23 protein-coding genes and 1 pseudogene are annotated in these 24756 nt (G+C 68.6%); 5 read left to right on the forward strand and 19 right to left on the reverse strand.

Annotated features, from left to right (window positions below; translation table 11 throughout):
* Positions 1-27 precede the first annotated feature (27 nt).
* Positions 28-1701 (forward strand): hypothetical protein, encoded by a 1674-nt coding sequence (locus tag ATJ88_RS12295; RefSeq protein WP_245852397.1) that lies wholly within the window; start codon positions 28-30, stop codon positions 1699-1701.
* A gap of 5 nt (positions 1702-1706) precedes the next feature.
* Complete coding sequence (locus tag ATJ88_RS12300; protein WP_211287512.1) at positions 1707-2795, forward strand: ArdC family protein; 1089 nt, start codon at positions 1707-1709, stop codon at positions 2793-2795.
* A 31-nt stretch (positions 2796-2826) separates the two neighbouring features.
* On the opposite strand, the gene ATJ88_RS12305 is transcribed toward ATJ88_RS12300, so the two are convergent.
* Complete coding sequence (locus tag ATJ88_RS12305; RefSeq protein ID WP_098465322.1) at positions 2827-3120, reverse strand: hypothetical protein; 294 nt, start codon at positions 3118-3120, stop codon at positions 2827-2829.
* A gap of 174 nt (positions 3121-3294) precedes the next feature.
* Here ATJ88_RS12305 and ATJ88_RS12310 point away from each other — a divergent pair, with 174 nt between their 5' ends.
* Together ATJ88_RS12310 and ATJ88_RS12315 are read left to right on the forward strand one after the other, a co-directional pair.
* Positions 3295-5388, forward strand: a complete 2094-nt coding sequence (locus ATJ88_RS12310; RefSeq protein WP_098464074.1) for a GmrSD restriction endonuclease domain-containing protein — start codon at positions 3295-3297, stop codon at positions 5386-5388.
* 599 nt (positions 5389-5987) lie between these two features.
* The gene (locus tag ATJ88_RS12315) at positions 5988-6851 is read left to right on the forward strand and encodes a hypothetical protein (RefSeq protein WP_098464075.1); all 864 of its coding nucleotides are present in this window, start codon (positions 5988-5990) and stop codon (positions 6849-6851) included.
* Between the two features lie 46 nt (positions 6852-6897).
* Here the strand turns inward: ATJ88_RS12315 and ATJ88_RS12320 are convergent.
* A pseudogene (locus tag ATJ88_RS12320) lies at positions 6898-7098 on the reverse strand (transposase); the annotation flags it as partial.
* A gap of 235 nt (positions 7099-7333) precedes the next feature.
* On the opposite strand from ATJ88_RS12320, the gene ATJ88_RS12325 reads away from it, so the two are divergent.
* Positions 7334-7690: a hypothetical protein gene (locus tag ATJ88_RS12325; protein ID WP_141538672.1), complete on the forward strand. Its 357-nt coding sequence runs from the start codon at positions 7334-7336 to the stop codon at positions 7688-7690.
* 40 nt (positions 7691-7730) lie between these two features.
* On the opposite strand, the gene ATJ88_RS12330 is transcribed toward ATJ88_RS12325, so the two are convergent.
* The 17 genes from ATJ88_RS12330 to ATJ88_RS12410 all read right to left on the reverse strand — a co-directional run bounded on the left by ATJ88_RS12330 (position 7731) and on the right by ATJ88_RS12410 (position 24749).
* Positions 7731-8684, reverse strand: a complete 954-nt coding sequence (locus tag ATJ88_RS12330; RefSeq protein ID WP_098464077.1) for a hypothetical protein — start codon at positions 8682-8684, stop codon at positions 7731-7733.
* Positions 8685-8687: 3 nt separating this feature from the next.
* Positions 8688-9302 (reverse strand): hypothetical protein, encoded by a 615-nt coding sequence (locus ATJ88_RS12335; protein ID WP_141538674.1) that lies wholly within the window; start codon positions 9300-9302, stop codon positions 8688-8690.
* 128 nt (positions 9303-9430) lie between these two features.
* Positions 9431-12397 carry a LysM peptidoglycan-binding domain-containing protein gene (locus ATJ88_RS12340; RefSeq protein WP_098464079.1) on the reverse strand — a complete coding sequence of 989 codons (2967 nt, stop codon included), beginning with the start codon at positions 12395-12397 and terminating at the stop codon, positions 9431-9433.
* Positions 12394-12849 (reverse strand): hypothetical protein, encoded by a 456-nt coding sequence (locus ATJ88_RS12345; RefSeq protein WP_098464080.1) that lies wholly within the window; start codon positions 12847-12849, stop codon positions 12394-12396. The genes ATJ88_RS12340 and ATJ88_RS12345 overlap by 4 nt, the downstream gene beginning before the upstream one ends.
* 4 nt (positions 12850-12853) lie before the next feature.
* Complete coding sequence (locus ATJ88_RS12350) at positions 12854-13312, reverse strand: TadE/TadG family type IV pilus assembly protein (protein WP_098464081.1); 459 nt, start codon at positions 13310-13312, stop codon at positions 12854-12856.
* Positions 13309-13725 carry a TadE/TadG family type IV pilus assembly protein gene (locus tag ATJ88_RS12355; protein ID WP_281255251.1) on the reverse strand — a complete coding sequence of 139 codons (417 nt, stop codon included), beginning with the start codon at positions 13723-13725 and terminating at the stop codon, positions 13309-13311. Before ATJ88_RS12355 ends, ATJ88_RS12350 begins: the two co-directional genes overlap by 4 nt.
* A gap of 2 nt (positions 13726-13727) precedes the next feature.
* Positions 13728-13931: a hypothetical protein gene (locus tag ATJ88_RS12360; protein WP_098464082.1), complete on the reverse strand. Its 204-nt coding sequence runs from the start codon at positions 13929-13931 to the stop codon at positions 13728-13730.
* A 67-nt stretch (positions 13932-13998) separates the two neighbouring features.
* A complete protein-coding gene (locus tag ATJ88_RS12365) occupies positions 13999-14910 on the reverse strand; it encodes a hypothetical protein (RefSeq protein WP_098464083.1) in 912 nt (303 codons plus the stop codon).
* The gene (locus tag ATJ88_RS12370; RefSeq protein ID WP_098464084.1) at positions 14907-15815 is read right to left on the reverse strand and encodes a type II secretion system F family protein; all 909 of its coding nucleotides are present in this window, start codon (positions 15813-15815) and stop codon (positions 14907-14909) included. The genes ATJ88_RS12365 and ATJ88_RS12370 overlap by 4 nt, the downstream gene beginning before the upstream one ends.
* Entirely contained in the window at positions 15815-17383 is a 1569-nt protein-coding gene (locus ATJ88_RS12375) for a TadA family conjugal transfer-associated ATPase (RefSeq protein ID WP_098464085.1), read from the reverse strand. The genes ATJ88_RS12370 and ATJ88_RS12375 overlap by 1 nt, the downstream gene beginning before the upstream one ends.
* Positions 17380-17907 (reverse strand): hypothetical protein, encoded by a 528-nt coding sequence (locus ATJ88_RS12380; RefSeq protein WP_141538675.1) that lies wholly within the window; start codon positions 17905-17907, stop codon positions 17380-17382. Before ATJ88_RS12380 ends, ATJ88_RS12375 begins: the two co-directional genes overlap by 4 nt.
* Positions 17908-18178: 271 nt before the next feature.
* Entirely contained in the window at positions 18179-18952 is a 774-nt protein-coding gene (locus tag ATJ88_RS19030) for an SAF domain-containing protein (protein ID WP_342744852.1), read from the reverse strand.
* Positions 18953-19160: 208 nt separating this feature from the next.
* Positions 19161-19913 carry a hypothetical protein gene (locus ATJ88_RS12390; RefSeq protein ID WP_098464088.1) on the reverse strand — a complete coding sequence of 251 codons (753 nt, stop codon included), beginning with the start codon at positions 19911-19913 and terminating at the stop codon, positions 19161-19163.
* Between the two features lie 3 nt (positions 19914-19916).
* Positions 19917-21917 (reverse strand): type IV secretory system conjugative DNA transfer family protein, encoded by a 2001-nt coding sequence (locus tag ATJ88_RS12395; RefSeq protein ID WP_098464089.1) that lies wholly within the window; start codon positions 21915-21917, stop codon positions 19917-19919.
* A gap of 185 nt (positions 21918-22102) precedes the next feature.
* A complete protein-coding gene (locus ATJ88_RS19140; protein WP_170023615.1) occupies positions 22103-22255 on the reverse strand; it encodes a helix-turn-helix domain-containing protein in 153 nt (50 codons plus the stop codon).
* A 236-nt stretch (positions 22256-22491) separates the two neighbouring features.
* A complete protein-coding gene (locus ATJ88_RS12405) occupies positions 22492-23931 on the reverse strand; it encodes a hypothetical protein (protein WP_141538677.1) in 1440 nt (479 codons plus the stop codon).
* Positions 23932-24008: 77 nt separating this feature from the next.
* A complete protein-coding gene (locus ATJ88_RS12410) occupies positions 24009-24749 on the reverse strand; it encodes a transposase (RefSeq protein WP_098464092.1) in 741 nt (246 codons plus the stop codon).
* Positions 24750-24756: the final 7 nt, after the last annotated feature.

The raw sequence follows: 24756 nt of genomic DNA on the forward strand, positions 1-24756 counted from the left end.
CGACGAGTCGTCAGCCAGTGCTCGAAGGTGGCTCTGCTCGACGTGGGGGTAGACGGCAGCGTTCCGTTCGCGCGCGGCGGCGAGTCGCCCTTCGAACGGCGGCGCCTTGCTCGGCGCGGCTGTGGGCACAGCGTCTGCGCCACGTTCGGTGTCGGTCATCGGGGCCTCCCTTCGCCCGGTACATCTCCCGCCCGCAGGCAGGTGAGCGACCGATATCGAGAGCGTCGTTGCCCTTCGTGCGGCGAAGTACTGAACGAACGGAGCCGGGCACAACGGCGTGCGGCTCCCCGGCACCTGGAGGACGCCGTGAACGAGGCAGACACCCGCGCCGCACGGATCATCGCGGATCAGACGCGCACGTTGCGAGACGTCGCACAGCTTCGCCTCCAGCACACCGCGAAAGTCGGTGAGGACCTGTACCACCAGGCCACGGCCAAGGCGGCGGCGCTGGCGATCCGAGCCGAGTTCCCGACCGCGGCCTACCTCGAACTCGAGCCCTCCGACCAGCAGGGCGTGAACTTCGTGCCCGGGGCGATCCTCGACACCGCAGGCGCCCCGATCGCCGGCGATCCTCCCAGCACCGCGACGGACCTCGCCGAACGGTGGGAGGCCGTCGTGGCGCCTCACTACGGTCCGCTGACCGATCTGCCCGCCGACCTCACCTACGACGACGAGACGTGCTCCCTCCTCCCGCTCTACCCCTGGCTGGTCGTCGGCACGAGCCGAGACCACGTCGAGCGCCTGGACCTGCGCGCAGCGGCCGACCTCGACCTGTCCGGCCCGATCACGGCGGCCTTCCCGGAACCTGTCCCGCCTTCCGAGGAGCTCGGCGCGCTGGGGACGGACGGCGTCCTCGTCCCCGCGGCGTTGATCGACACCGGCGCGCGACACCACCCCGCACTGCCCGGGTGGCCCGCGGACCTCGCCGAACCGGAGGCGACAGCGAAGCGTGCTGCCGATGGCGAGACCCGCCTCACCGTCGCCGCCCGCGGGGTCGAGCTCCTCACCGTCGCCGGAGTCTGGACCGGCGAGGCGTACACCGACGACGTCGACTGGCATCGCGACAGTCCTCTGAGCGACCCGCAACGCAGCCAGGTCGAAGGGTGGGCTCGTCAGGTCTGGATCCGGCTGACCGACGCCCTGGACAACGTCGTCGACCACGCCATCACCGCGACGATCGAGCCCGTCATCGCCCGCATCACCACCGACCACCCGAGACCCGCCTCCGGGATCCTCGGCGACCTGTCCCCCACGTCCGTAGCGCCGGCAGCGCTGCAAGCGGGCCGTGCGGACAGTTCGCTCTCCGGCGCCTCGACCTCAGTCGTGCCCCGGTTCACGCATCCGGCGTTCGACGGCGCCACCTTCGAGGCCGTCGCCTACCACCAGGGGTGGAACGGGTGGGCAGCACCCGTCGTCAACCAGGCCACGCTCGACGACCTCCTTGGCCGACTTGACCCTCAGTGGCTGCGCGGCTGGATTGACAGCGACGACGTCGTCCACCTGGAGCACATCGAAAACGGGGCGGTGACCGATCACGACACCGTCAGCCCGAACATCGACGGCACCTACGACCTCGGTCTCCTCGGGTGGACGTTCGAGCTCGCCGACGCGCCCTCGCGCACGCCTGAAGCCGACGCGGCGTCGATGCCCGACGTCGGCCCGGCCGTCAACGCCGTCCCCGTCGTCGAGCTCGGGTGGTGAGACCGGTGGCCCGCAAGGTCCGGACCTCCAAGACACCCGAGCAACGTCGCGCCGAAGCCGAGGCCCTGCACGCGGCCATCTCCACTGAGGTCGAGAACCTACGCAGCTCGACCAACTGGCCGCGCTTCCTCGACTTCTCCCGCCACGTGATCGGGTACTCGATCAACAACCTCCTGCTGATCCTCGCTCAGAACCCCGACGCGACCGCCGTCGCCGGCTATCGCACGTGGCAGGACCGCGGCTACCAGGTCCGCAAGGGCGAGAAGGCCATCCGCATCTTCGGCGGCCGAGACGTCACCGAGACCGTCGAGGACCCCGTCACCGGCGAGGAGGCCGAGCAGCGACGCAAGCTGTTCTTCGCCGTCCCGGTGTTCGACATCGCCCAGTGCGATCCGATCGACACGGAGAACACTCCCGCGCCCGCTGTCGCGACGCGGCTCGATGGCGAAGACCCGGCCGGGATCTACGAGGCCGTCGTCGACCACCTGACCTCCCAGGGCTGGACCGTCACCCGCGAGCCCATCCCCGGGCGGACGAACGGCCTCACCAGCTTGGACGGCTCACGCCGCGTCATCGTCGACGACGGACTGTCGCCGGCGATGTCCGCCAAGGTCGCACTCCACGAGGCCGCCCACGCCTCCCTGCACTCAGATGAAGGGATCGACGAGTACATCGCCCACCGCGGCCTCAAGGAGACGGAAGCCGAGTCCGTGGCCTACGTAACCGCTGGCCTGCTGGGCCTCGACACCGCCGAGTACTCCATCGGGTACGTCGCCGGCTGGGCGGACTACGACACCCAACTCATCAAGGACACGGCCGATCGGGTGCTGCGCTGCGCCCACGCCCTCGCCGATGCCCTGACCATCGGAGCCGAGACCGCGGACGCCACCGCCACTGCTCAGGGGATCGACGTCGGGCCAGCGTCAACGCGCTCGACAGGACCTGTCGCCAGCCCCGACGTCGTCACTGCGATGACCGGCGCTGCGTCCGCGATCGGACCACGCGAAAGCGGAATCGAACCCCTCCTCCCCGCGACGGTCGGTAGCGCCGCCGAGGCAGGGCCGGACCCCGTCGTTGCCGAGCTCGGAATGTGAGTGCCCGGATCACGTGCTCACTGCACACGCCTCACCCGTCGCTGGCGACGACTCCGTGGCTCGTCGCGGCACGCTCAAGGTGCACGACGAACTCGTCGACGACCTCACGCAACAGCCGCGCCTTGTGAAGGCTGTTCGCGAGCGACGCATCATCGTGGGCGTCGAAGTCGAGGACGACGGTGCGCGAGCAGTCGGCGATCGTCAGATGCGCAACAAGCTCGGGCTCCTGATCGAAGAACCGCTCGATACTCACGATGCCGACGACGTGAGCTCCGGCGTGGTGACCGGGAAGGTTCAGGAAGTCGCGCCTGAAGTAGATGTCCAAGGAGTGCTCCTCGTGGAGTCCAGTCCTGCCCCGGACGGGCAAGGTTGGACTCCCAGCGCGGACGTCACCTGGTTCATACCGAGGAGATTACAACGGAGTCACACGACGCACTTCGCTTCGATCGCCTGTCAGAATTACCGCAGTTGAGGGACCCCGATGCGACGGAGCAGTGCGATGGCAGCGATCTTCAAGACGACACCGTGGCAGGTGGACCAGCTGGTTGCTGGAGTCCAGCAGGGCAGCATCAGTCTCCCCGACCTTCAACGGCCGTTTGTCTGGCCGGGCACGAAGGTCCGCGACCTCTTCGACTCCATGTACAAGGGCTACCCCGTCGGTGAGCTCATGTTCTGGGACGTGCCCGCCCAGGGAGCCTCCCGCACGATCTCCGGGAACCGGGGTGTCGCTCCCGCACACCAGATCGTCGATGGCCAGCAGCGACTCACCAGCCTCTACGCCGCGATGAAGGGGATGTCCGTCCAGGACGAGGGGTACAAGCCGAAGTCGATCACGATTTCGTTCAATCCATCGATCGAGCGCTTCGAGGTGCGCTCCGCGGCGATCGCGAAGTCCGCCCAATGGATCGAGGACATCTCGACGGTCTTCGACAGCCCCACCAAGGCCCGGAAGCACTACTTCAAGCGTCTTCGTGAGAGCGGACACGATATTGACGACGACGAAGAAGACCGTCTCGACGAGATCCTGAGTCGGCTCGGCGAGCTCAAGAACTACCTGTTCCAGGTCATCCACATCCAGCAGAGCGTCCCCAAGCGCCTGGTCGCCGACGTCTTCGTCAGGATCAACTCCGAGGGTGTCAACCTCAAGGCGTACGACTACATCCTGACCTGGCTCAGTGTCTTCTGGCCCGAGGGACGCGACCAGATCGAGGCCTTCGCCAGGGACTCGCGTGTAACGCCCGACCGCGCCTCGGAGATCGCTGGCCACCGTATCGGCTGGACACCGAAGAACCCCTTCCTCGCGGTCGAGACCGGACACGTGGTGCGAGCGATGGTCGCCTTCGGGCAGAACCGGGCGAAGCTGGTCGACGCCTACGCCAACCTTCAGGCCAAGGACCGTAGCACCGGCCAAGTGGACTCCACGAAGCAGGAGCGCGAGCTCGATCTCCTTCGCAAGGCCCTGCCCGTCATCGTCGACCGGGTGAACTGGACCGAGTTCGTCCGATCCGTCCAGATCGCGGGATTCCGGTCGCACAAGGGCATCACCTCGAACATCAACCTGGTCTCGAGCTACACCATCTTCCTGGTGGGGCGCACGCGGTACGGCGTCAAGCTCGAGCGGCTTCGCGTCCTCATCGCGCGCTGGGTCTTCATGTCCCAGATGACCGGGCGCTACACCGGATCAGGGGAGTCGCAGCTACAGCGCGACCTCGACATGTTCAGCGGACACGGAGACCTGGACGCCGCAGGATTCGAGGCGATCGTCGAGGAGACGCTGCGGGTGACTCTCACCAAGGATTTCTGGGACTTCTCGGTACCCCAGATGCTGGTGACGTCCTCGACGGCACTCTCGCCCGTTTACCAGTGCTACCTCGCCGCGCTCAACGTCCTGGACGCCGACATGTTTATGCTGCGCTCCAAGGTCCGCGAGTGGATGGACCCGGCACTTCCTGCTGTCAAGGGCACCGAGGGTCACCATCTGTTCCCTCGCGCCTACCAAGAACGTGTCCTCGGTTTCAGCGACACCAAGCGCGTCAACCAGATCGCGAACTTCGCTCCGACCGACTGGGCCACCAACATCGCGATCTCCGACGACGCGCCCGCGGCGTACTGGCCGCGCCTGGTCCACGAGCGCGGCAGCGACGCTGCCTGGATGACCCGACAGCACTACTGGCACGCCCTCCCCGAGTCCTGGGAAACCATGCCCTACGACGAGTTCCTCACCGAGCGCCGACGCTTGATCAGCAAGGTCGTCAGGGACGGGTTCAACGAGATCGGCGGCGGGCACACCCGGCCCTTCAGCGACATCACCACGGTCGAAGACGAACCCGCCCATCTCTCCCTCAGCGCCCTGGTCCAGGAAGGATTCCTCCAGGCCGGCGATCTCCTCGACCCGGTCGACCCTGACTGGGTCGTCGACGCCGTCGTCAGCGACGACGGGACCGTTCTGATCGACGGTACCCACGAGTTCGATTCTCTCGACGACGCAGCCCGCTTTCTCGGCGTCACGAACATCAGCGGATTCGAGTTCTGGGCACTCGAAGTCGACGGAGGCCTCGCAGGCTTGGAGGATGTGGTCCGAGAAGGCCGTTGAGACCTACCTGGCGACAGGAGGATCAGGACGGAACGTCGACCCGCACCCACTCCCTGCTGGGCTGGCTTGCGCAATCCTGCGTCGCCAGGCACCGCACGCGACAACACGCCGCTGACGCTCGTACCGACCTAGTATCGAACAGAGGTTCGATGGAACGAGGAAGCGTGACCGGAGAAGGTCGACGGCACTTGACGCCGCGTGGCATCGAGTCGGTTCCGACTCGCGACGCAGCTCACTCGGCGCCCCAGGAGCAGCGAAGGGGCGGCCGTGTCGTCGAGCCCCTCGACCCAGTCCCGGTCCGGGTGTGGATCGAGGCGCGCCAATCCGGGGACCAGGAGTGCAACGGACATGCCACCGCATGGACCGACCGCCAGGTTCGAGTCAGGTACATCGACGTTCATGGCCGCGAGGGCTCGACGTGGGTCTGGGCAAGCGCCGTGACCCGCCGCTGACGCCGACGGGCAAGTCTCTCGGCGCCTGTGGATGACGTCGTTCGTCCACAGATCCGCATCGGGCAAGAGTTTGGGCAAGACCCCACCGGTTCCATGGCCTGAGAGCCGCTGACGCCGACGCGGCTCAACGCCGCGGAGGTGGACGCCATGCGCCAGACCGAGAAGATCTTCAGACAGCACGACGTCGCTCCCGACGTGACGTCGTCGATGCTCTACCGACAACTCTGCCAGGACTGGGTGTGGACACAGGCCCGCCCGACCGCGACCGCTTCCTTGCAGCGTTGGGTGCGCGCCGAGCCACTGTTCGATGGCCTCTCCCGACCTGCTGATGTCGTGGACGCGATCGACGCCGGAGACTATCCGCGCAAGGACGCCCTCCTTCTCGCGCTGCTCCGACTCGTTCAGGCAAGTGACCCGCTCGCGAGCCAGACCCTGCTCCACGCGATGCTCCCCGGGCTTGCCGGACTCGCTGCCCGCACGGCTCCCAAGCTGCCCGCCGGCGAGCCGGACCGTGCCGAGTCTGCGCGCCAACTCGTCGTCGAGGAGTTCCTGGAAGCCGCCGCGGCATACCCCCTCCTCCGCCGCCGACAGCGCGTCGCATCGAACCTCCTGTTCGAGACCATCAAACGCGTCACGAACTACGTTCGTCAGTCCGTACCGACGCCGTTCGATCCCGACTGGTTCTCCACGGATGTCCCCGCCGAGACCGACCTCGATACCCGCCGGATGGCTCACGCCCCGTCGGACGCCGATGCCCCCAGCCTCGTCGACGGAATCGACCCTGACGCAGACCTGCTGACGGTCCTCACCTGGTCGGTCTCCGAGGGTGTCATCACGACGGCGGACGCGCAGATGCTCGCCGACGTCTACCTCCCGGCGACGACAGCGGGCTGGGGCTTCGACGCCGTCGCCCAAACCCGTGGCCTGAGCCGAGGTGCCGTGAAGATGCGCTGTTCTCGAGCAGCCGCGAAACTCACTTCTGCAATCCGCGCAGAAGATCGATCCGCATAGCTTGAGCCGGTGGTGGATCAACGACACTTCGCCGATCAGGTGGGGATCACGAAGTGAGGCCTTCGGCGGCGAGGAACATGCGGAGGCCGTAACTGTCGCGGTTGCGGAATCTGCAGGCGATGCGGCGGTGGAGCTCGATGATGCCGTTCATGGCCTCGGTGTCGCCGTTCGATGAGCGCCCGGTGGCGAAGTAGGCCAGGAACGCGGTAGGCCAATTGCGCAGGGCCCGGCCGAGGCGACGGGTCTGCTGCTTGATGCGGGGCACGGCGAAGAGCCCTCAATCCCGTCCTGGGACTCCGGATTTCACCCCCGAGGGCCGCTCTGATGGTTCGGAGCAGTCTTCGGCAACCGCTAACCTGGTCCCTGGCCGGGGCATTTGAGTAGGTATCATCCACTTCGCTGGCCATCCGCTACTTCACCACTTCTGGGGAGCCTGCCGAGTGTCGTCAAACGAGATCCACATTCCTTGGTACATGGATCCCGTGAAGCTCATCATCGGTGCTGGCGTGCTTGGTGCGGGACTCCTTTGGTGGCTGGCCTCGGGGCAGCCGGGCGTTTCGCCTAAAGATGGAGACTACGCCTGCCTCATTAGGTCCAGCTTCGACGACCATCAGCGCGCCGAAGAACAAGGCATGCCGTACACGTACAACTTCCTTGAGGATCAGTACGGTGTCACGCTCGAAGATGGGCGCATGACAGAGGCTCGGGTCTACCTCGCGGAGTCCGACGTGAGCACACCCGCTCAGACATCTAGCAACTACTCCTTTGGTTCGAAGTTGACCCCCACGTCCTTCACCGCAACGATCGAAGGAGTATCCGTAGGCTGCTTCCCGTCCTAACTTCGGCCCACATTCGATATCGCAAGCCGGTTAGGCGTCCCTACTGCACGAGGACCTGCGCCTCACCCATCGTGATCTGCGCGGAGTCCACGAACTGCAGCGGGATCGACCCGCTCTGACCGCCACCCGACCACTCGACTGTCCAGGAGGACGTCGCGGTGACGGTGTATCGACCCTGCTCGGTGTAGTGGTGCCCGCAGTCCGGCGACGACGCCCTCCCGTAGGAGTCCGCATAGGGCGTTCCCGCGCCGCACGCGATGGGCGTTGAGCCGTCGCCCATCGACCACATGATCCGGTCGAGCCGCCCGGTTGCTGTCACCGTCGTCCCGCCCGCCGACGCGGACCTCGTAATCGGCCCGGTCGACGACTCCGAGGGTTCCGCCGCCCACATCCAGGTGGGCATACCCACCAGGCCCACGCTGCCGGTCACGGGTTCCGGAACGATCCCGATGGTGATCGCGCGCAGGTTCATCGCGTCGACCGCCCGGTCGGCGAGCTCACGTGGAGACGGTCCGCTGGCTCCGGGCGCAGCAGCGGCCCAGTAGAGGTCGTTGTAGCAGTCGTCGTCTCCGACGCCCGCGACGACGCAGTGCGGCGGGGTGCACGCGATGATCACTCCCTCGGTGCGCCCTCCCCAGATCGGATCGTCGGTCGGCGGCTGCGGATCGGCGACCTTGGAGTAGCACATGCGCGAGGCGTTCCAGACGTAGCCCTCTGCCTGGCACGGAACGTCGAGGTCGCCATATCGGCAGACCGCCGGCCCGTTGCTCACGTTCTCGGTTCCACCATCACCCGAGTCAGATCCACCGTCAGAACCTCCGGCGCCACCACCCGACCCGGGATCGGTGATCGTGATGTAGCAGGTGCCACCGATGGGCGTCTGACCTGGAGGGCACGTCACGGGGTCGGCGGCTGGGGCCGGTCCGCCCTGGCCGAGCAGCACCAGGGTCGCCGCGCAGACCGCGATGATCAGGAGCTGGACGGCCCTCCGCATCGCTCAGCACTCCGCGAACGGCTGTCGTGTCGAAGCTTCCTGGATGGTCCAGCGATCATCGGGCTGGCGTTGCAGGACGACGTCCTGAATTACCGGCGTCGTCGCGGTGTAGCTGGCCTCAGCAGGGTTGCCGTCGGCATCGACGACGGTCACGTCCGTGAAATCGACGCAGGCCTCAATCGTCACCACCTGAGTGCCGTCCCCGAGCGGGTCCCCCTCGTACCCGGTCAGCGTTGTCGACACGAGGATCGACGTTCCCTCCTGGTGGAGACGCTGGTCGGCGAACTGCTGGGGCACGGAGGTCCACCACGTCACCATCTCCTCGGAGCCGATGTACGGGCGGATGGTTTCCAGTGGGTTGCCCTCGCTCGGGTCCGTGAGCACCGCGTCGCTCGCCACGAGGTACTCCTCGTAGCGTTCTTCGGCTGCGGCGATGTTCTCCTGCTTCGCGGCTTCCTCCGGGCTCAGGGTCGGCGTCGGGCTTGCCGCCTCAGGTGACGCCGTCGGCGCCGTCGCGGTGGGCGTCGGGAGTTCCGGCCCGGCGTGGTCGGTGCAGGCGGCGAACAGCACGGTGAGCCCGACGGCGCCCACCGCCAGGGCCAGTCGTCTCGGCCTCATGGCATCCACCTTCCGATCCGCCGTCCTCGCGGCCACCGTAGGGCCGGCCGGGCGTGCGAAAGTAGCGTCCCCGCCGACCTGTGGAGGGGGTGCGTTGCGGACTGGGTGTGGATGCACGTGGTCTCCCGTCATAGTGCCCGTAGCTGGGTCTTGTTCGGCCCACCGGGGCTCTTGAGCTCGGCGAGGAGTTGTTCGGTCTCGGGTTCGAGGTCGGCGTCGAGCGCTTCGGTGATCGCCAGCAGCCGGTCGATGGCCTCGGCCTCGGCGACGGGGTTGCGGGATTCATGAGCGGCGAGGATGCGGAGCCGCCACAGGGCCTCCTGGGCGGGGTCGACCAGAAGCCCAACGACGACAGCGGCCTCCGCGGCACGCCATCGACCCTCCATGAGTCGGTGTTTCGTGAGGGCGTACGAAGCGTCGACGATCTCCGACACGAGGCGTTGACGGATCGGCTCCGACCAGGCGTAGCGCCTGCGGTGGGTGCCCTCGAACGGGAATCCGCGCACGAGCTGGAGCGCGGCGTCGAGATGCTCGGTCGAGGCGTTCAGCGGGTCTCCGGCGATCAGCGCATCCCAGTCACCGACATCGCTCGTGACGTCCTCGGCGAACCCGTACCCGCTGCCGCCTGTGTGGCGCGGGAGGTAGTCAAGACCGGCCTCGTCCTGCCCGACCCACCGGCGCAGCTTCGATGTCGCGGTGTTGCGGGTGTTGAGGTTGTCCTCGCTGCGACGGTCGGGCCACAGGGCGTCGTCGATCGCGGGGGCGGTCGCGTTCGGGTGCAGGGCGAGGTAGGCGGCCAGTTCGAGCAGCCGCGCCTTGCGGGAGTCTTCGACGGTCCCCGCGGCGCCGATGAGGTCGACGGGGCCGAGAACGACGAGCCGGGGAGCGGACAGCGTGGCCGGCGCCGTGCCGTCTCGGTCGGGCGCGCCGTCGTCGTCCCCGTCGGGGTCAGACGCCGGCATGTGAGCCAGGGCCTCGACCTGCGCGACGGACGGTTCCAGGTCGCCATCGCCGTGCAGGTCGCTCGGGTCGGCGAGGGCGACGAGTCCCAGAAGGTCGTCGTACTGCTCGAGCGCCAGTCGCTGCGGCGTGAGGGGCATGTCGATGGGGTCGAGGGTCGCGCGTGTCGTGCCGGGTGACGTTCGGACCGTCCACTGCCCGACACTCACGCCGCTGGTGATGGCCGCGATCGCGACCCTCGGCCCCTGAGCGGTCAGCGTCGCGAGCGCCGACTTCTGCGTCTCGGTCATGAAGTCGGCGACGACGACGATCTCGGGCGTCCAGGCGTCCGGCACGAGGCCGGCGGCTCGGGCGGCACTCAGGTCACGGACGCCTGCGTCGGCGATCGCCTGACGGTCGACGTCGGCACGCTCGCCGAGCTGGTCGAGCAGTCGATCGATGGTGGGGACCCACCGGATCCGGCCGCTGCGCAGAACGCCCTCGACGTCGGAGAACCAGCCCACGACGGTGACCTGGAGGTCGTCCGCCCACACCGACGTGGCCAGTTCGAGGGTCAGGGCAGCGATGATCGCCCGCGCGTCCGCCTCGGTGCCGGTGACGCCGAGCGACCCGATGCGTTCGAGGTTCAAGAAGATGTGGCCGGCGTCGTCGTCGTGACCGATGGTGACGAGCGCCGGGTACGGGGCCGGGATCACCCCATCGGAGTCCATCGGCGTGAGTGCCGTTCCTGCGTCGAGCGCCCAGATCGCGCCGTCGCCGAGGTCCCGCCAGGGCGCCGGGAGGCGTTCGGGCTCCTCGAGGTAGAGCTCGAACCTGTCGACGGTGAGTCGCACGGCCCGCACGCCCGGCAGCGGTTCACCGGCGTCGGAGCACTGACGCGCCAGGCCTCGCAGCGCGTCGTCGACGGTTTGGACGGCGAGCTCGTCGGCCGCCATCCGCAGTTCCTGTTCCAGGTCCGCAGCACTGCCCTCGGGCATGGGGATGGACTGGCCGGGCCTGCGGCGGCGTTGCTGGGTGCCTCGTCGGCGGGCAACGACGGCGATCGCTGCGGCAGCCAGGATCGACCCGATGCCTGAGCCCGTCGCGACCCTCCAGGTGTCGTCCGATTCTGGCTCATCGACGTCGTCGATCGCCGAGGCCTGGCCGGCTTCGACGGCTTCGGGGTCCTGCGCGTCCCCCGTGACGACCGGCAGCGCGGGCTCAGGGGTGGGCTGCGCGGCGACAGGTGCCTCAGGCTGCGGCTTCTCCGGTGCCTGCGCCGAGACTGGTTCGCCGCCATCCTTAGTCTCGGTGGGGATGACGAGCGTCCAGCCGGGATGGATGAGGTCCGGGTCGTTCAGACGGGTGCCGTCGGGTTGGACGACGCTTGTCGACGCGTCGAAGATCTCGCGGTATCTCTGGGAGTCGCCGAGCTCCGCGGCGGCGATCGAGGACAGGGAGTCACCGGGCTGGACAGTCACCGTGCGCGGTGATGTCGCGGCGGGAGACTCGGGTGCTGCGGGGAGCGTGAGGACCCAGCCGGGTTCAAGGAAGTCGGCCTTGCCGCCGAGGAGGTCGGCGTTGAGGTCGACGAGCTCGGTGTACCGGTGACCGTCCCCGAGATGCTTCTCCGCGATCGCCCACAGGGAGTCGTTCGGTTGCACCCTGTACGCGACGGTTGCCGTCTCCGCCCGTTCCTTCGCATCACTCTGCGAACGGGCCGAACCTGTCGCAGCAGAGCGATCGATGTCGGCGCCGACCACGGCAGGCTCGACCGTGGCGAGGGGGACCGCGGTTGCCGAGGAGGCGACCGGACCCGCCGCAGCGAACAGCGCGACAGCAGCACCGACCAGGCCCTGCGCCCAGCCCTGCGGCACCGCGAGTCCCGGCAGGCGTGGGGCACGGATACCGCGCAGTTGAGCGAAGACCTCGACGAGCAGCGCCACCGTGAGGATCACCCAGGCGATCCACGCGATCATCTTGATGACGGCCAAGGCGAGAGAGCCGTCGTCGGGCCGGTTCAGATCGGTCCAGGAGACGCCCTCGGCGAACGGGTTGGCTCCGACGGCGAGCAGAACGATCGGCAGACCGACGACGATCGCGAGGATCGCGGCCAGTGCGGCCAGGCCGAGCAAGCGACGACGCAGCGCGTTCACTGTTCGACCCCTTCGACGGCGCGAGCGATCCGAGCGCTGGCGTGCCCGCTCGCTGGCAGGCTACCGATCCCGACCAGCGACAGGACCTTGGTGCGGTACGTGGCGTTGGTGTCGACGAGGATCCGTCCGTCGATGATCCGCACCGACCCGGTCAGCCCCGCACCCTCGATGTAGGCCATGGCGGCTTCCTGCGCGGCCGCGGGGGACGCGACGGCGCCCTGCCCTCGCATCGCTGCCGGCGCGTCGAGCTGCTGCCCACCGATGCGGGCGGCCTCGGCGGCGACAGCACGGGTGTTCTGCACCGCCTGGAGCTGGCCACCGAAGTCGACTCCGAGCCCCACGAACAGCAGCATCGCGAACGTCGTGACGGCCGCCCACGCGGACATCGACCCCCGCTCGGCATCCTCGCGAGGGACCCGTGCGGGGCCGGTGAGCAGACGGGTAGGGAGCATCGGTTCACCGCTCCCGGTAGGTGTCGATCGCGCTCGACATGGTCTTGGTGATGGTGGTCGGGCCGACGGGGGTGGCCAGGCCATCGAGGTCGACGGTGCAGGTGACGGTTGCCGTGACACTGGCCGGGGTGCCGACCGGTACGGCGAATCCGCTGGTGTCCACCGCGACAGACGTGCCGGTGCAGTGCAGGCCGGCGTTGGCGAGGGTCGCGTCGGCGACGGCGTGCGCACGGTCGGCCGCAGAGGTCGCGGTGCGTTCGAGGGAGGCAGCACGCGCTGCCTGAGAAGCGGCGCCCTCGACCGCCTGGTGCGCGACGGCGACCCGTCCCGCGACGACGATGAGCGCGAGCAGCACGAGCAGCGCGGGTGCGAGCACGGCCAGTTCAAGGCTCGTCGAGCCCCGCTCGGCGTCGCCGGTCGGCCGGAGGTGTCGCGTGCGCCGATGCCGCGGCGCCGTCCTCATCCGGTCACCTCTTCCACGGGCATCGCGACCGAGGCCGTGACCTGCGGCTGCCAGCCCGGCACCAGGGAAGCGACCCGGACGGAGACGGTCATGTGCGCCTCCGTGGCCGTCTTTACGCCGGTGACCGACATCGATTCCAGGACCATCGTGGAGGCGTCGGCGAGCCCTTGGGCCGCGGCGATCCCACCGGCGATGGTCCCGGACTCCCCCGCGGCGACCTGGGCGCCCTCCTGGGCGGCGGCCAATGCCGCCGTCCGCCCCATGTACAGCAGCGCGGCCTGGAGCCCGAGGAAGAACAGCGTGAGCACGACGGGCATGACGATGGCGACCTCGAGCGCGACGGAGCCCCGCTCACCCGCCCGGTGGCGGCGTCGAGCGTGGCGAGCCCCGTGGCGGGGGTGCCCTCTGGCCACGGTCAGCTGATCTCCTGGGCGCGGTCACCGATCGCGTTGCTGATGATCGCGACCAGTGCGATCGCCGCGAGAAGCAGTGCTGCGGTGATGACGACCTGCTCGATGCTCACCGAGCCGCGTTCGCGTTCGTCAGGAGCGAGGCGGCGTCGGACGCCGTCCACGACGTCGAGGCCGAGCAGGTGGATGGTGGCGATGAGCTTGCTCATGGTTCTTCCCCCTGGGGTGGGACGTTGATTCGTTGCTGGCCGGGCGCGAGGTGCCGCGACACCGGTGCTACGCGCCTCCTGTCAGTTGCAGGAGCGCGGGGACGACGAGGATCACGAGGAACACGACGGACAGCAGCGCCATCGGCAGGGTCATGCGTTCACCTGCAGCGTTGGCCTTGGCGAGTTCGTTCGCGAGCATCGCGGCGCGCACGGCCTCGGATCGTGCTCGGAGCTGGTCGTACACCTGGGAGCCTTCGCTGGTCAGGCGCATGACGTCGCCGAGGTCGGCCAGGTCGGGCAGGCCGAGCTCGTCGGCGAGGGTGTGAAGGGCGTCCCACGGGGCGATGCCGGACCATCGCGAGCGGGCGAGCTCTTCGCCGATGCGGCGGAAGACCCAGTTGTCGCCAACCTTCGCGGCCAGTTCCATGGCTTCGCGGCTGCCTGATCCGCCGAGGCGTTCGAGCGCGACGAGGTCGATGTAGGCGCCCAGGGCCCGGTTGAACTCGGAGCGGGCCTTGCGGGCGTCGTCGCGGGCGTTGAAGTCGGGCAACCAGAAGAGCACCGCCGCGGCCACGAGCGATCCGGCCACCGGCACCGCGATCGGCAGGGCGATCCCGACGGCGGCCAGGACGTAGGCGCCGATAGGTGCGATGAGGAGCCCGACGAGGGCGTAGAGGATCTTGCTGCCGTAGTGGCGGTGCAGCGGGATCTGCAGGAGTGCGAGCTCCCGCGTCGGGGTTCGACCCCACCAGCCGTCCGGGACGGTGCGCAACGCCCACACCCCGAGGCGTTCGGTCGCGCTCGTGGTGCTCAGGGCGGCGCGGGTGGTGGCTTCGCGGTCGCGGACGCCCTGCGGGGAGTACCTCTTCACGACGTCGGCGGCGTCGGGCCGCATGGGCACCAGGCGCCACAGGAGCAGGGCGACGCCGAGGCCCACCAGTGCGCCACCGGCCAGCGCGATCTGCAGTCCCGTCGTCATCGCGCGCCCGCCCCGGTGATCGTTCGAGACTCGGTGACGAGGGAGCCGCTGGACAGGCCCAGGAAGCGGGGCAGCTTCTCCCCCTTGGCCATCTGGCGCATCCACCACAGCAGCAGGACGTAGATGCCGAGCAGGAGGGTGAGCAGCAACTGGCCGAGCGCGGTGCCGTACGGGGCGACGTACTCGCCGGTGAAGATCAGCAGGTAGGCGAGGACCGCGATCGTGATGATCGTGACCCAGCGGGCGGTGGTGCGCGGCTTGGCGCGATCGGCCTCGATGGCGCGCCGTGCACGGACGTCCGCCGCGACGGACTCGGCGAGTGAGGTGAGCACGTCGGCCAGGCCCTGGCCGCGTTTGCGAGCGCCGAGGATGAGGAAGGCGGCGACCATGTCGCCCGTGGTGTCGTCCAGGTCGTCGGCGAAGGCGCGCAGCGCGGCCTCGGTGCCCATCCGGGCTCGCAGCCGGGCGACCAGCGAGGTCACCTCGGGCCGGATCGCCTCAGGGGCCGAGCGCAGGGTCGCTCGGATAGCTTCTTCGAGTCCGACGCCGACGGTCAGGACGCTCGCGAGCCCCCGGGTCCACTCTTCGAGGGCTTCGAGCTTGGCGATCTGCGCGTCGGCGCCCGGAGAGGACAGCAGTGCAGGGAGCCCTGCGACAGCGAGGGGGCCGATGATGATCGCGATGGCCCACCCGGTCACCGCCCAGGCGACGACGCCCGCGGCGAACCCGACGCCGAGCAACACCTTCGTCCGCCGGGTCAAGCCCCGCCAGCGGGCTGCCAGCGGCGAGGGCCGTGAGGTCCGCGGGGCGGGTTCAGCAGGGGGTCGCGGGACCAGCCCGACGACGACGCCGATGAGTCCGGCGACGACGAGGGCGCCGCCGAGTGCAGGGATGATCTGCGGCATCAGGCGACCTCCCCTGCGCGGGGGGAGCCGGGGGCGGAGGCGATGTACCCAGTCAGGTCGAACCCGTGCCGTTCCAGGCGGCGCAGCTCGTCGGGCAGGGTTCCCGGCAAGGCCGGTCCGCTGTCGGGGTTGGGGGCGTAGACCCGAGTGGTCGCGTAGCCCTTGGCTTCCTCGCCCGGCGTGACGTGGAGGATCTCGGACACCCAGCGGGTGCGGTGCCACTGGTCCGGCCCGCTCTGGGTCGTCTCGAGGTGGACCTGAACGATGAGGTCGATCGCGTCGGCGAGCTTGGCCGTGACGACGTCCTTCGCCTGCCCGGCCTCCATCCCGCACGTGACGAGCTTGCGGATCGCGGCCTCGCCGTCGGCGGCGTGCGTCGTGGAGATCGACCCGGCGCCGGACTCCATCGCCTTGAGCATCGCCCAGACCTCCGCACCGCGGACCTCGCCGACGATCTGGCGGGACAGCGCCATGCGGAACGAGTCGTAGAGCGCCTCGTCGAGGGTGTACTCCCCCGCACGCCTGCCGTCCGGGCCGACCTCCCCGGAGCCTGGGCGAGCCTCGAACGGGACGACGATCGGGTGGACGTCCTTGAGCTCGTGCAGGTGCAGTTCGTACTCGGTCTCGAAGGTGCCGAGCTTCTCGTGCGGCGGGATCTCGGCGCACAGGGCACGGACCATCGTCGTCTTGCCCGCGCCCTGCGGTCCGGCGACGACGATCGACAGTCCCGCCTTGACCGCCGCCGACAGCAGGGACGCCTGCACCGGGGTGAGCATGTCGCGTTCGACGAGGTCGGTGAGCGTGACCCGCACGAGGCGGTGGCGACGGATGACCACGACGGGAAAGGCGGTGATCCAGGCGGCCGCGGCCAGGCGGGGACCGCCGTCGAGGCGCATGTGCATCGTCGGGGACGCCGTGGAGAACGACCTGGCGGTGGACTCCTGGCGGGCCGCGACGAACTGCAGGAACTCGAGCAGTTCGGAGTCGGAGTCGGCGACCGGCTCGACGCGCACGAGTTCACCGTCGGTCTTCTCCAGGAACACCGTGTCGGCGCCGGTGATGATGATGTTCTCCACCGAGTCGTCGTCCACGTAGGGCTGCAACCGTCCGAGGCCAAACAGGGCGTGGTAGACCGCCTCGGCCAGCCGGGACTGGACCTCCATGGTCCACGCGGGCTCGCCGTCGTGGATCCGGTCAGCCGCGGTGGTCGCGAGCAGTTCGTGGATGATCGCCCGACCGCGCTCCCGCTCAGCCACGACGTCCTGACCGCGCTCGTCCCCCAGCGACGCCATCAGAAGGTCCGACGCCTGAGTGCGCAGCTCGGCGACGAGCTGCCAGTCGAGAGTCCCCGACCTCGACGCGCCGCTGCCTGCGCGTGGCTCGGCTGCCTCATCCGACGTCGGGACGTCGTCGAGCGCCGCCGACTGCGGCGCGCGGAGGCGCCCGGCGAGTGCATGCGCCGACGGCGCGGTCGACACGTCGATGGTGTCGCTCGACGGGGCGCCGAAGATCGGCAGGTTCGTCGGGTCTCCCGCGTCGGACGCCGCACGATCGAGGAACTCGTTCATGACCAGCTCCCCTCGACGGCCAGACCGAGGTCGGTCCGGACCGCTGTGAGTGCGGAACCGATCCCTTGCACGGCGGCGCGCAGCGACTTGGCCAGCGCGCCAGTCTGGAACTTGCGACCAGGGGTGGCGCCGTCGGAGTAGACGGACGCCGCCTCGGCGTCCCACGCCAACGACGCGGTCACCGGGACACCGAGCACCTTGGCGGCCTCACGTTCGCCGTACGGGCGACCCGGTCCGACGACGAGTGCCCCGAGGCTGGCGCCCGCACCGGATCGCTCGAACCAGTCGCGCACCGTCGGTGCCCACGACGACGCTCCGACGAGCGCCGGCAGGGTCGACCTGGTGACCAGCAGCGCGAGGTCGGAGCCGGTGAGCAGCGGGGTGGGGGCGCCGTCCAGTCCGAGACGACCGGCGTCGACGATGACGTCCTGCCCGTTGCCTTCCAGCGCCTTGAGGGCGGCAGCCAGCGGCTCCCACAAGGGGCCGAGTACCTGGGATTGCAGGTGGTTCAGCGGGCCAGCCAACACCTGGACACGAGACTCGGGCAGGGTGAAGACCGACTTCGGTAGGTCGTCGACCAGGGTGCCGGCCCTCAGGGAGACGGCGAGGTCCGACGACGGTGCGCGTCGTGGGCAGCTCACCGCCGCGCAGGTAGCCGGCAGGGATGGCGCGCGACCCGGTCGGGTCGGCGTCGACGAGGACGACCGGTCGTGGCCAGGCGAGGGCGAGACCGAGCGCCGACGTCGTGACGCCCGGTGAGCCGTTGGCCGACGTGAGCGCGATCATCGCCATGGCTCACTCCTCGGTGTCCGGCTCGTCGAGGACGACGGCGACCAGACCCGCGGTGGCCCGGTCGGCGACGAGCGGGGCGTCGTCGTGAGCGACCTGGACGTTGAGGATCGTGTTGCCTGACGCGTCGTCGGTCGCGGCGCCGACCACCTCGGCATCGACGGTCTGCGGCGGTGAGCTCGGCGACGTCCCGGCACCGGGCACCTGTCCTGAGGTCAGTACGACTCTGATCCGGTCACCCACGCGGACCTGATCAGCAGGCAGCGCGGAGGCGGTGAGGTTCAGGCCGACGACCGTCATCCCGACGGATGGCAGGGCGACCTCGGTGATCTGTTCGGCGGTGACGACGCCGCCGGCGACGAGGTCGAGCGCGGCACGCTTGCCGGCCACCGCGTCGAGCTCCGATGCGGGCAGCGGGTGCAGGGCGGGGTCGACCGTCATGGGAACGCTCATGAGGTCGGCCGCTTCGATGACGTCCCCGCGTTCGACCGTCGCTCGCACGGCAAGGACGTCGCGCGCGTCCGAGGCCCCCTGGTACGCCCACACGGAAACCAGCGCACCCAGCGCGACGGCAGCCACCGAAGCGACGACGAGAAGCGGTCGCCGCTGGAACCTTGGTGGCGGAGCGATCCGGTCAGACCCAGGCGCGTTGGCAGCGTCCGTCTGCGACTCGGCAGAGCGAGGACGTGTCGTGGCCGTCATGCCTGGGCTCCTCTGTGATCGAGGCAACGGTCGACCATGCGTGAGGTGGACCCTAACCCGATGTGATCTGCAGCACATGTGGAGCGATCTGGGCGCTCGCTCGATGGAGTCCCCGCGACGCGCTGCCGCAAGGCGACTCGGACGGCGGGCGATGCGTTCGCCACGACGCGGCGGATTCGGCCCGCTGCGTGTTCGTCGAGGGGCGCGGCCGCGAACGGGCTGAGCTCCCCGCGCAGGTCGCACTCGGCGTGAGAGATCGACTCGAGCTGATCGGCCAGGCTGACGGTCATGCTGGACTCCCCCGTTCGGGACGCGGCCCTCGCGCTCCCCTGCTGGCGCGGTTCTGGACGGCCTGCTGGTGATCGGGGGCAGCGATCTCGGCGCCCGACTCGTCCACCTCCGGCCAGGACCACCGCTGCCAGGTGAACCCGCCGGGCGGGTCCTCGAGCGGGATCTCGCCACCCGGCCAGTAGTCGGCCAGGTAGTAGCCGCGCCGCTCCGAGACCCGGCTCGCGGCTTCGGCGATGGGTTCGGTGTGCTGGTACTCGCAGCCCCGCGCCCGCCATTCGGCGCCGAGCCGGGTGCGGGTCGCGGCAAGTTGGTTGAGCCAGCGCACCGGTTCAGCGAGGTTCGCTCCCGCGTCGTGCGCGAGGCGGTGGTACCGCTCCAGGGCCCAGAGTTCCTGGACGACCGGAGGGTGGAGGATCCAGCACGGGGTGATGACCTCACCCAGCGCGAAGGTGGCGCACAGCCACTCCACGAACCTGTCGAGGCGCTGCATCGCCGCCGCGATCGTGGACGGGTCCGCGTCCATCCACGAGAACACGCCAGGGTCGACGGTGATCGGGTACGACGCATCGACGCGCTTCCAGGCGTCGCACTTGGCCTTCGCGAACGCCCCCAGGCCGCCGGACTTGCTGGCCGGGTCGTTGGCAGGAGGCCCGCCGTCTCCGTGCGACACCTGCGGCGGCCGGCTCCGCCCGGGACCTCTCATGCCGAGGTCGGGTCCCCACGCCTGCTCGCTGCCGTCGTAGCCCATCAGTCACCTTCCCCGGGACCGCGGGAAGTGGAGTCCCGGCAGGTCAGATGCCCGGGGTGGCGTCGCCATGCCCCGATGCTCGGCGTACCAGGCCTGGCAGTGCGCGACGTGATCCGCATGGGGTCCGCGCCAGTACGGGATGAGGTCGACGAGCATCGGACGCATCGAGGATTCGATGACGAGGGCGTGGCCCTTCGGCAGGCGGCGCATCTCACCCGGCTCGACCGTCGCCTGCTGGGACGACTGTGTCTGCCACGACCGGGAAAACGGCTCACGAAGGCTGTACGAAGCGGACGTCGTGTGGCGATCCTCAGCCCCCAAGGTCTGGGCCAACGCCGAGAGCAGTTCCGGCGCCTTGACGTTGGGAAGCAGCACGTTCAGGCAGTTGTTCCAGATCGTCTCCTCGACGTCCTCGCCGTAGGCCTCTTTACCCTGCGATCGCGACTGGAAGACCGCGACGAGCTGGATGCCCTCGCCGGACCCGGACGAGCTCATCCGTGCGGCGCCCGGCCAGGGGTGAATGTTCGCCAGCTCGTCGAGAACGAGGGTCAGGGGCGGGTCGAGGCGCCCACCGGGTGAGCGCTGGGCGCTCTCGTGGGCGACGTCGGTGACGTGGTCGAGGAACAGCGAGTAGAAGGTGCCGATGGTGCCCGCCGTTTCCGAGGTGGTCGAGGTGCCGGCCGAGATCAGGTAGCAGGTGCCGCCTTCCCGCAGGAATGCCTCGGTGTCAAACGTTCCCGGCACGCGGCGGCCGGCGTCGTCGGTGAGGCGAACGGCCAGCCGTTCGCGCACGTGCGGGTCCATGAGCGGCACGAACGCGTTCTCGACGCCAAACCACTTGTTCGCCTTCATTCGCACCTCCTCGCCCATCACGTAGCGGATCGTCGTGTGCCAGTCGACCTGCTCGCCCGAGCCCGAGCAGTACTCAGGCAGGTGGGCGGCACGCTCAAGGACCTGCATGGCCTCCTTGCAGGCGTCCGGGCTCTTGGACCACCGGTAGACGTCACCGATCGTCCGTCCCGAGATCGCCGCCGCATACAGCAGCGCCATCACGATGCCGCCCGCGCTCGTCGCCCACACGGCGTTGTCCCCACCCAGCCCGGACGCCCCCACCAGAAGCTTGGCCCGCTTCATCGCGATGCGCGGGACCTCGCACCCTTCCAGCGGACTCCAGCAGATCGTGTGCGGTCGCCCGCCCGACGCCTCGAGGTTGAACACCTCGACCGGGCCGCGCTCCGCCCGGCACGCCGCCGTTGCTTCGAGGTTATCGGTGCGTGTCGACGTCGACAGGCACGCACCCGGTGCGCCAAGAATGGCCGGGACGACCACACCGACACCCTTGCCCGACCGCGCCGGCCCGAGCACGTAGACCGGCCGTTCCAGGCTGACCCAGACTTCCTCGCCGTAGGTGTGCCCCAGGAGGAACGCGACGCTCTCGGGGTTGACGGTGCGGCTCGCAGCATGCGCCTCGGTGGTGAACGTCGGGCGGACGGTCTCAGCCGTCGCGACGAGGACTGCCGCACCCACCTGTTCGGCGACCTCTCGGCCGCGCGCGAGGCCCTCGCGGGCGAGCATCTGATGGCGCAGCCGGGCGCCCGAGCGTCGGTAGCCGAACCACCAGACCAACACGACGAGCGTGACCGCGAGCCCGACGATGCCGAGTGGGACGATGATGGCGACGGTCCAGGGGCCGACGACGAACGACGCAATCACCCCGACACAGGTGTAGACGAGCCAGGCGATGCTGAACGTCTGGGCGACCTCCCCATCATTGAGCGCAGCCAGGCCACGGTAGGCACCGCCGTACCGCCGCAGCCACCACGCGAACCTCGTCGACCGGAGCCACTGCTCGACGCGCTCGAACCAGGCCGGGCGCTGCTCCGACTCCTCGGCGTTCGCTCCCGTGGAAACACCGTCTTCGGCTCTGCCAGACAGCACGGCCGCGGCGCTGCCAAGCTTGTTGGCGCGGGCGTGACGCCGCAGAGCCTGTCGCTGGCTGGTCACGGTAAACCTCTCGACGGCGGAACGAGCCCGCCGACGCGGACTTCACCCCTCACATCGCCACCGTGCGCACAACCCACTGACCGATATCGCTGCGGAGTCGACTGCTCGTGGCAACGAGGTCGTCGAGGAACAGCCCCGCGAATGCCCTTCGCGATGTGAGGAAGCCAAGACTTGCGCGGGGCCCCTCATTGAGCTGTTGGACCCGCCCAAAGCCCGTGCCGGACCAGCTCTCGCGAGACCATCGACGCCGACCGTCCGATCGCCCGCGCGATCTGCCGCATGTCCCGGCGCGCCTTCACACCCGTGACGAGCTCCACCCTGTCCGAGAACGACAGCACCAGCGATCCGGCCTCCAGCGCCCCAAGTCAGACCCCTGCCGACCAGAAGCGTTGCCTGGACCGCAGGACAACATCTCGCCCTAGCTCGGGCTTTCATCACGGGTGCACAACCCCGGCCCGTGGAACCCGGCGCACGCAACGACCTGCGACGCCTTGTCACACCATGTCAAGGTCACCCTCGCCCGACGGCGAAACCGCCACCCGATCGCGATCACCAGACCGACGAAAAAATGAGGCTAAAACGGAGACTCTTGGGATTCAAGCTGCTCGTCGCCGCGGTCGACGGTTAGAGACACAACGTCGATCCCCGAAATTTCGTCGTCCTGCCATTCAGTTCGCACCGCGACTATCAATTCCCTGTCCTTGGATCTGAGCAGTTTTTTGAAGGCCCTAGACCGCGCTCCCGCGGTTCCGACAAATCCGCGTGAGATGAGCTGAGTGAACACGGTTCGGCTGACGTACTTGGCATTATCGAACGTGAGGCGAAAACCTCCGCGCGGGCCCGCTCTGAAGGTGCTCTCTTCGATGGCGATGCGAAGCCAGTCTGCGGGAACATACATGCCTTTGAGCGTCTTGCCATCGAGCTTGCTGCCAGCGTCGCCTCGCACAAACTTGAACCAGAACGGCGTGCCGAACGCCCTCCAATCAGCTGCGCGCTTCACATCGTGGAGTCCGATTGGCATTAGCGCCAACTGCTTCTTGATCTCACCTTTGCGGACATACGCCCACTCGTTTTTTCCATGTGGACCAGCGGACTCGACCTTCTCGAGGCGCTTGTACTGGACGAACGTGAACGCATCATGCACTTGATCCCAGTAGAGAAGGTCCACACCGAGTTCGAGCTCGATCGGCTTCTTATTGACCGACATGACCATTAGACGATCTTCACCATTCTTGCCGGTGAATACCGCAACGCTAGCCGCCCGCTGATTGCCGACCAACTTCCCGTCGAAACGCTGAAGGTCCAGAGGCAGCAATTCCTCTTCGAGATCCTGCTCGTAGCCCGAGTTGAGAATGGTCTGTAGAAGAGTCTCGTCTTCCAATTCCGAAGGCGGGGACAAGAAGGCATCGGCCGGGAGTTCAATATTTGCCATCTGAGCAGCGAGCTCGACCGCATCCTTCGCTTCAACTCGAGATTGCTGAACCACTGCGGGGAACTCCCGCGCCCCCCCAAGTATTGAGGTGATCCACTCAATGAGCCCTGGCTCGAGGGCCCCCAGGTACCTGACCAGGGCTTGCGCCGTCGCGGGCGGGAGGTGTCGTGCATGAAAGTCGGCCGGAACCTCACCGAGCTCGACAAGGGTCCCCTGTAGGTCGGCGACTGGTACAGGACCGGAGAGTTGAAAGATCGGCGTGAGTGTCGCTCTGACAAGCCCGCTCGCTATCCCTGCAATTCCTCGCACGAGACCGAGCGCCACCACTAGGTCCCCATCGCTAGCATCGTCATAGTCGTCGGAACCGCCTTGGACCGCGACGCAAATTGCACCCACTGTTGGCGCCGCATTTTTGTCGAAGCCTTCCGTGATACGCGTCGCGCCCTGGTACCTAATCCGGTTCGCCCCCTTCGCCCTAAAAAGATGGAAGGGCGCGGTCGGGACGCGAGTCGAAGAAACAGCACCTGGCATGAGCACAGTTAAGCAGAGCGTCGTGATCCCGTCAGGGTTGTACCGAAGCACCCGGCCATCGCGCGCGCATTAGGTGAGCCACCCTCGACGTGCCCGCTCGAACCGGCTCTTCGCCGATCCGGTGGGGATCACGGGGTGCGTCCTCCGCCGGGGAGGAGCATGCGGAGCCAGTAACTGTCGCGGTTGAGGTAGCCGCGTGCGAGGCGGCAGTGGAGCTCGATGATGCCGTTTGATGGTCTCGGTATCGCCGTTGTCCGCTCAGCCGGTGGTGAAGTGGGCCAGGAACGCCTGCCGCCAACGGCGCAGGGGCGAGAGGTGCGGTTTTCGGCCAGCGCTCTGCCCTCGGCCATGTCGCCCGGCCCGGGAGGCGGCGCGCAGGTCCTGGGCGCACTGGCGGGCGACGAACACCTCCTGGTCGCGGTCGTCGGCGTTGAGCGCGCGACCAGACGCTCTCGCTGCTTGGCGGTGAGGTTCTCGGCGCCCCCGCGCAAGATGGTCCGGATCCCCGAACAGCGGGTCGCTCTTGCGGCCGCGGCGCCCGGTGGTGTCCTGCTGGACCGCGGCGCACCTTCCACGACCTGGGAGCGGAGCTCGACGACGCGGAACGCGTCCAAGACCGTGGTTGCGTCGTCGAGCTGGTCGTCAATGGCGGACGTGCAGCCGCCGTACGGATCCAATGCCGTGACCCGCACGCCTCTGCGGAACTTCAGACCACGGGCGGTCAGCCGGTCGGTGTAGGCCTTCTTCGAACGGCCCGGTACCAGGTCCAACAGTCGGGCATGCACGCGCCGGCTCTCGTCGCGGCTCATGTCCACCGTCGCGGTCAGTTCCTTGGGACCCTTGCTTGGTGTTGCGACGCGGCACGCCATTCGCCTA

This window comes from Isoptericola jiangsuensis, assembly GCF_002563715.1.
Classification (GTDB): domain Bacteria; phylum Actinomycetota; class Actinomycetes; order Actinomycetales; family Cellulomonadaceae; genus Isoptericola; species Isoptericola jiangsuensis.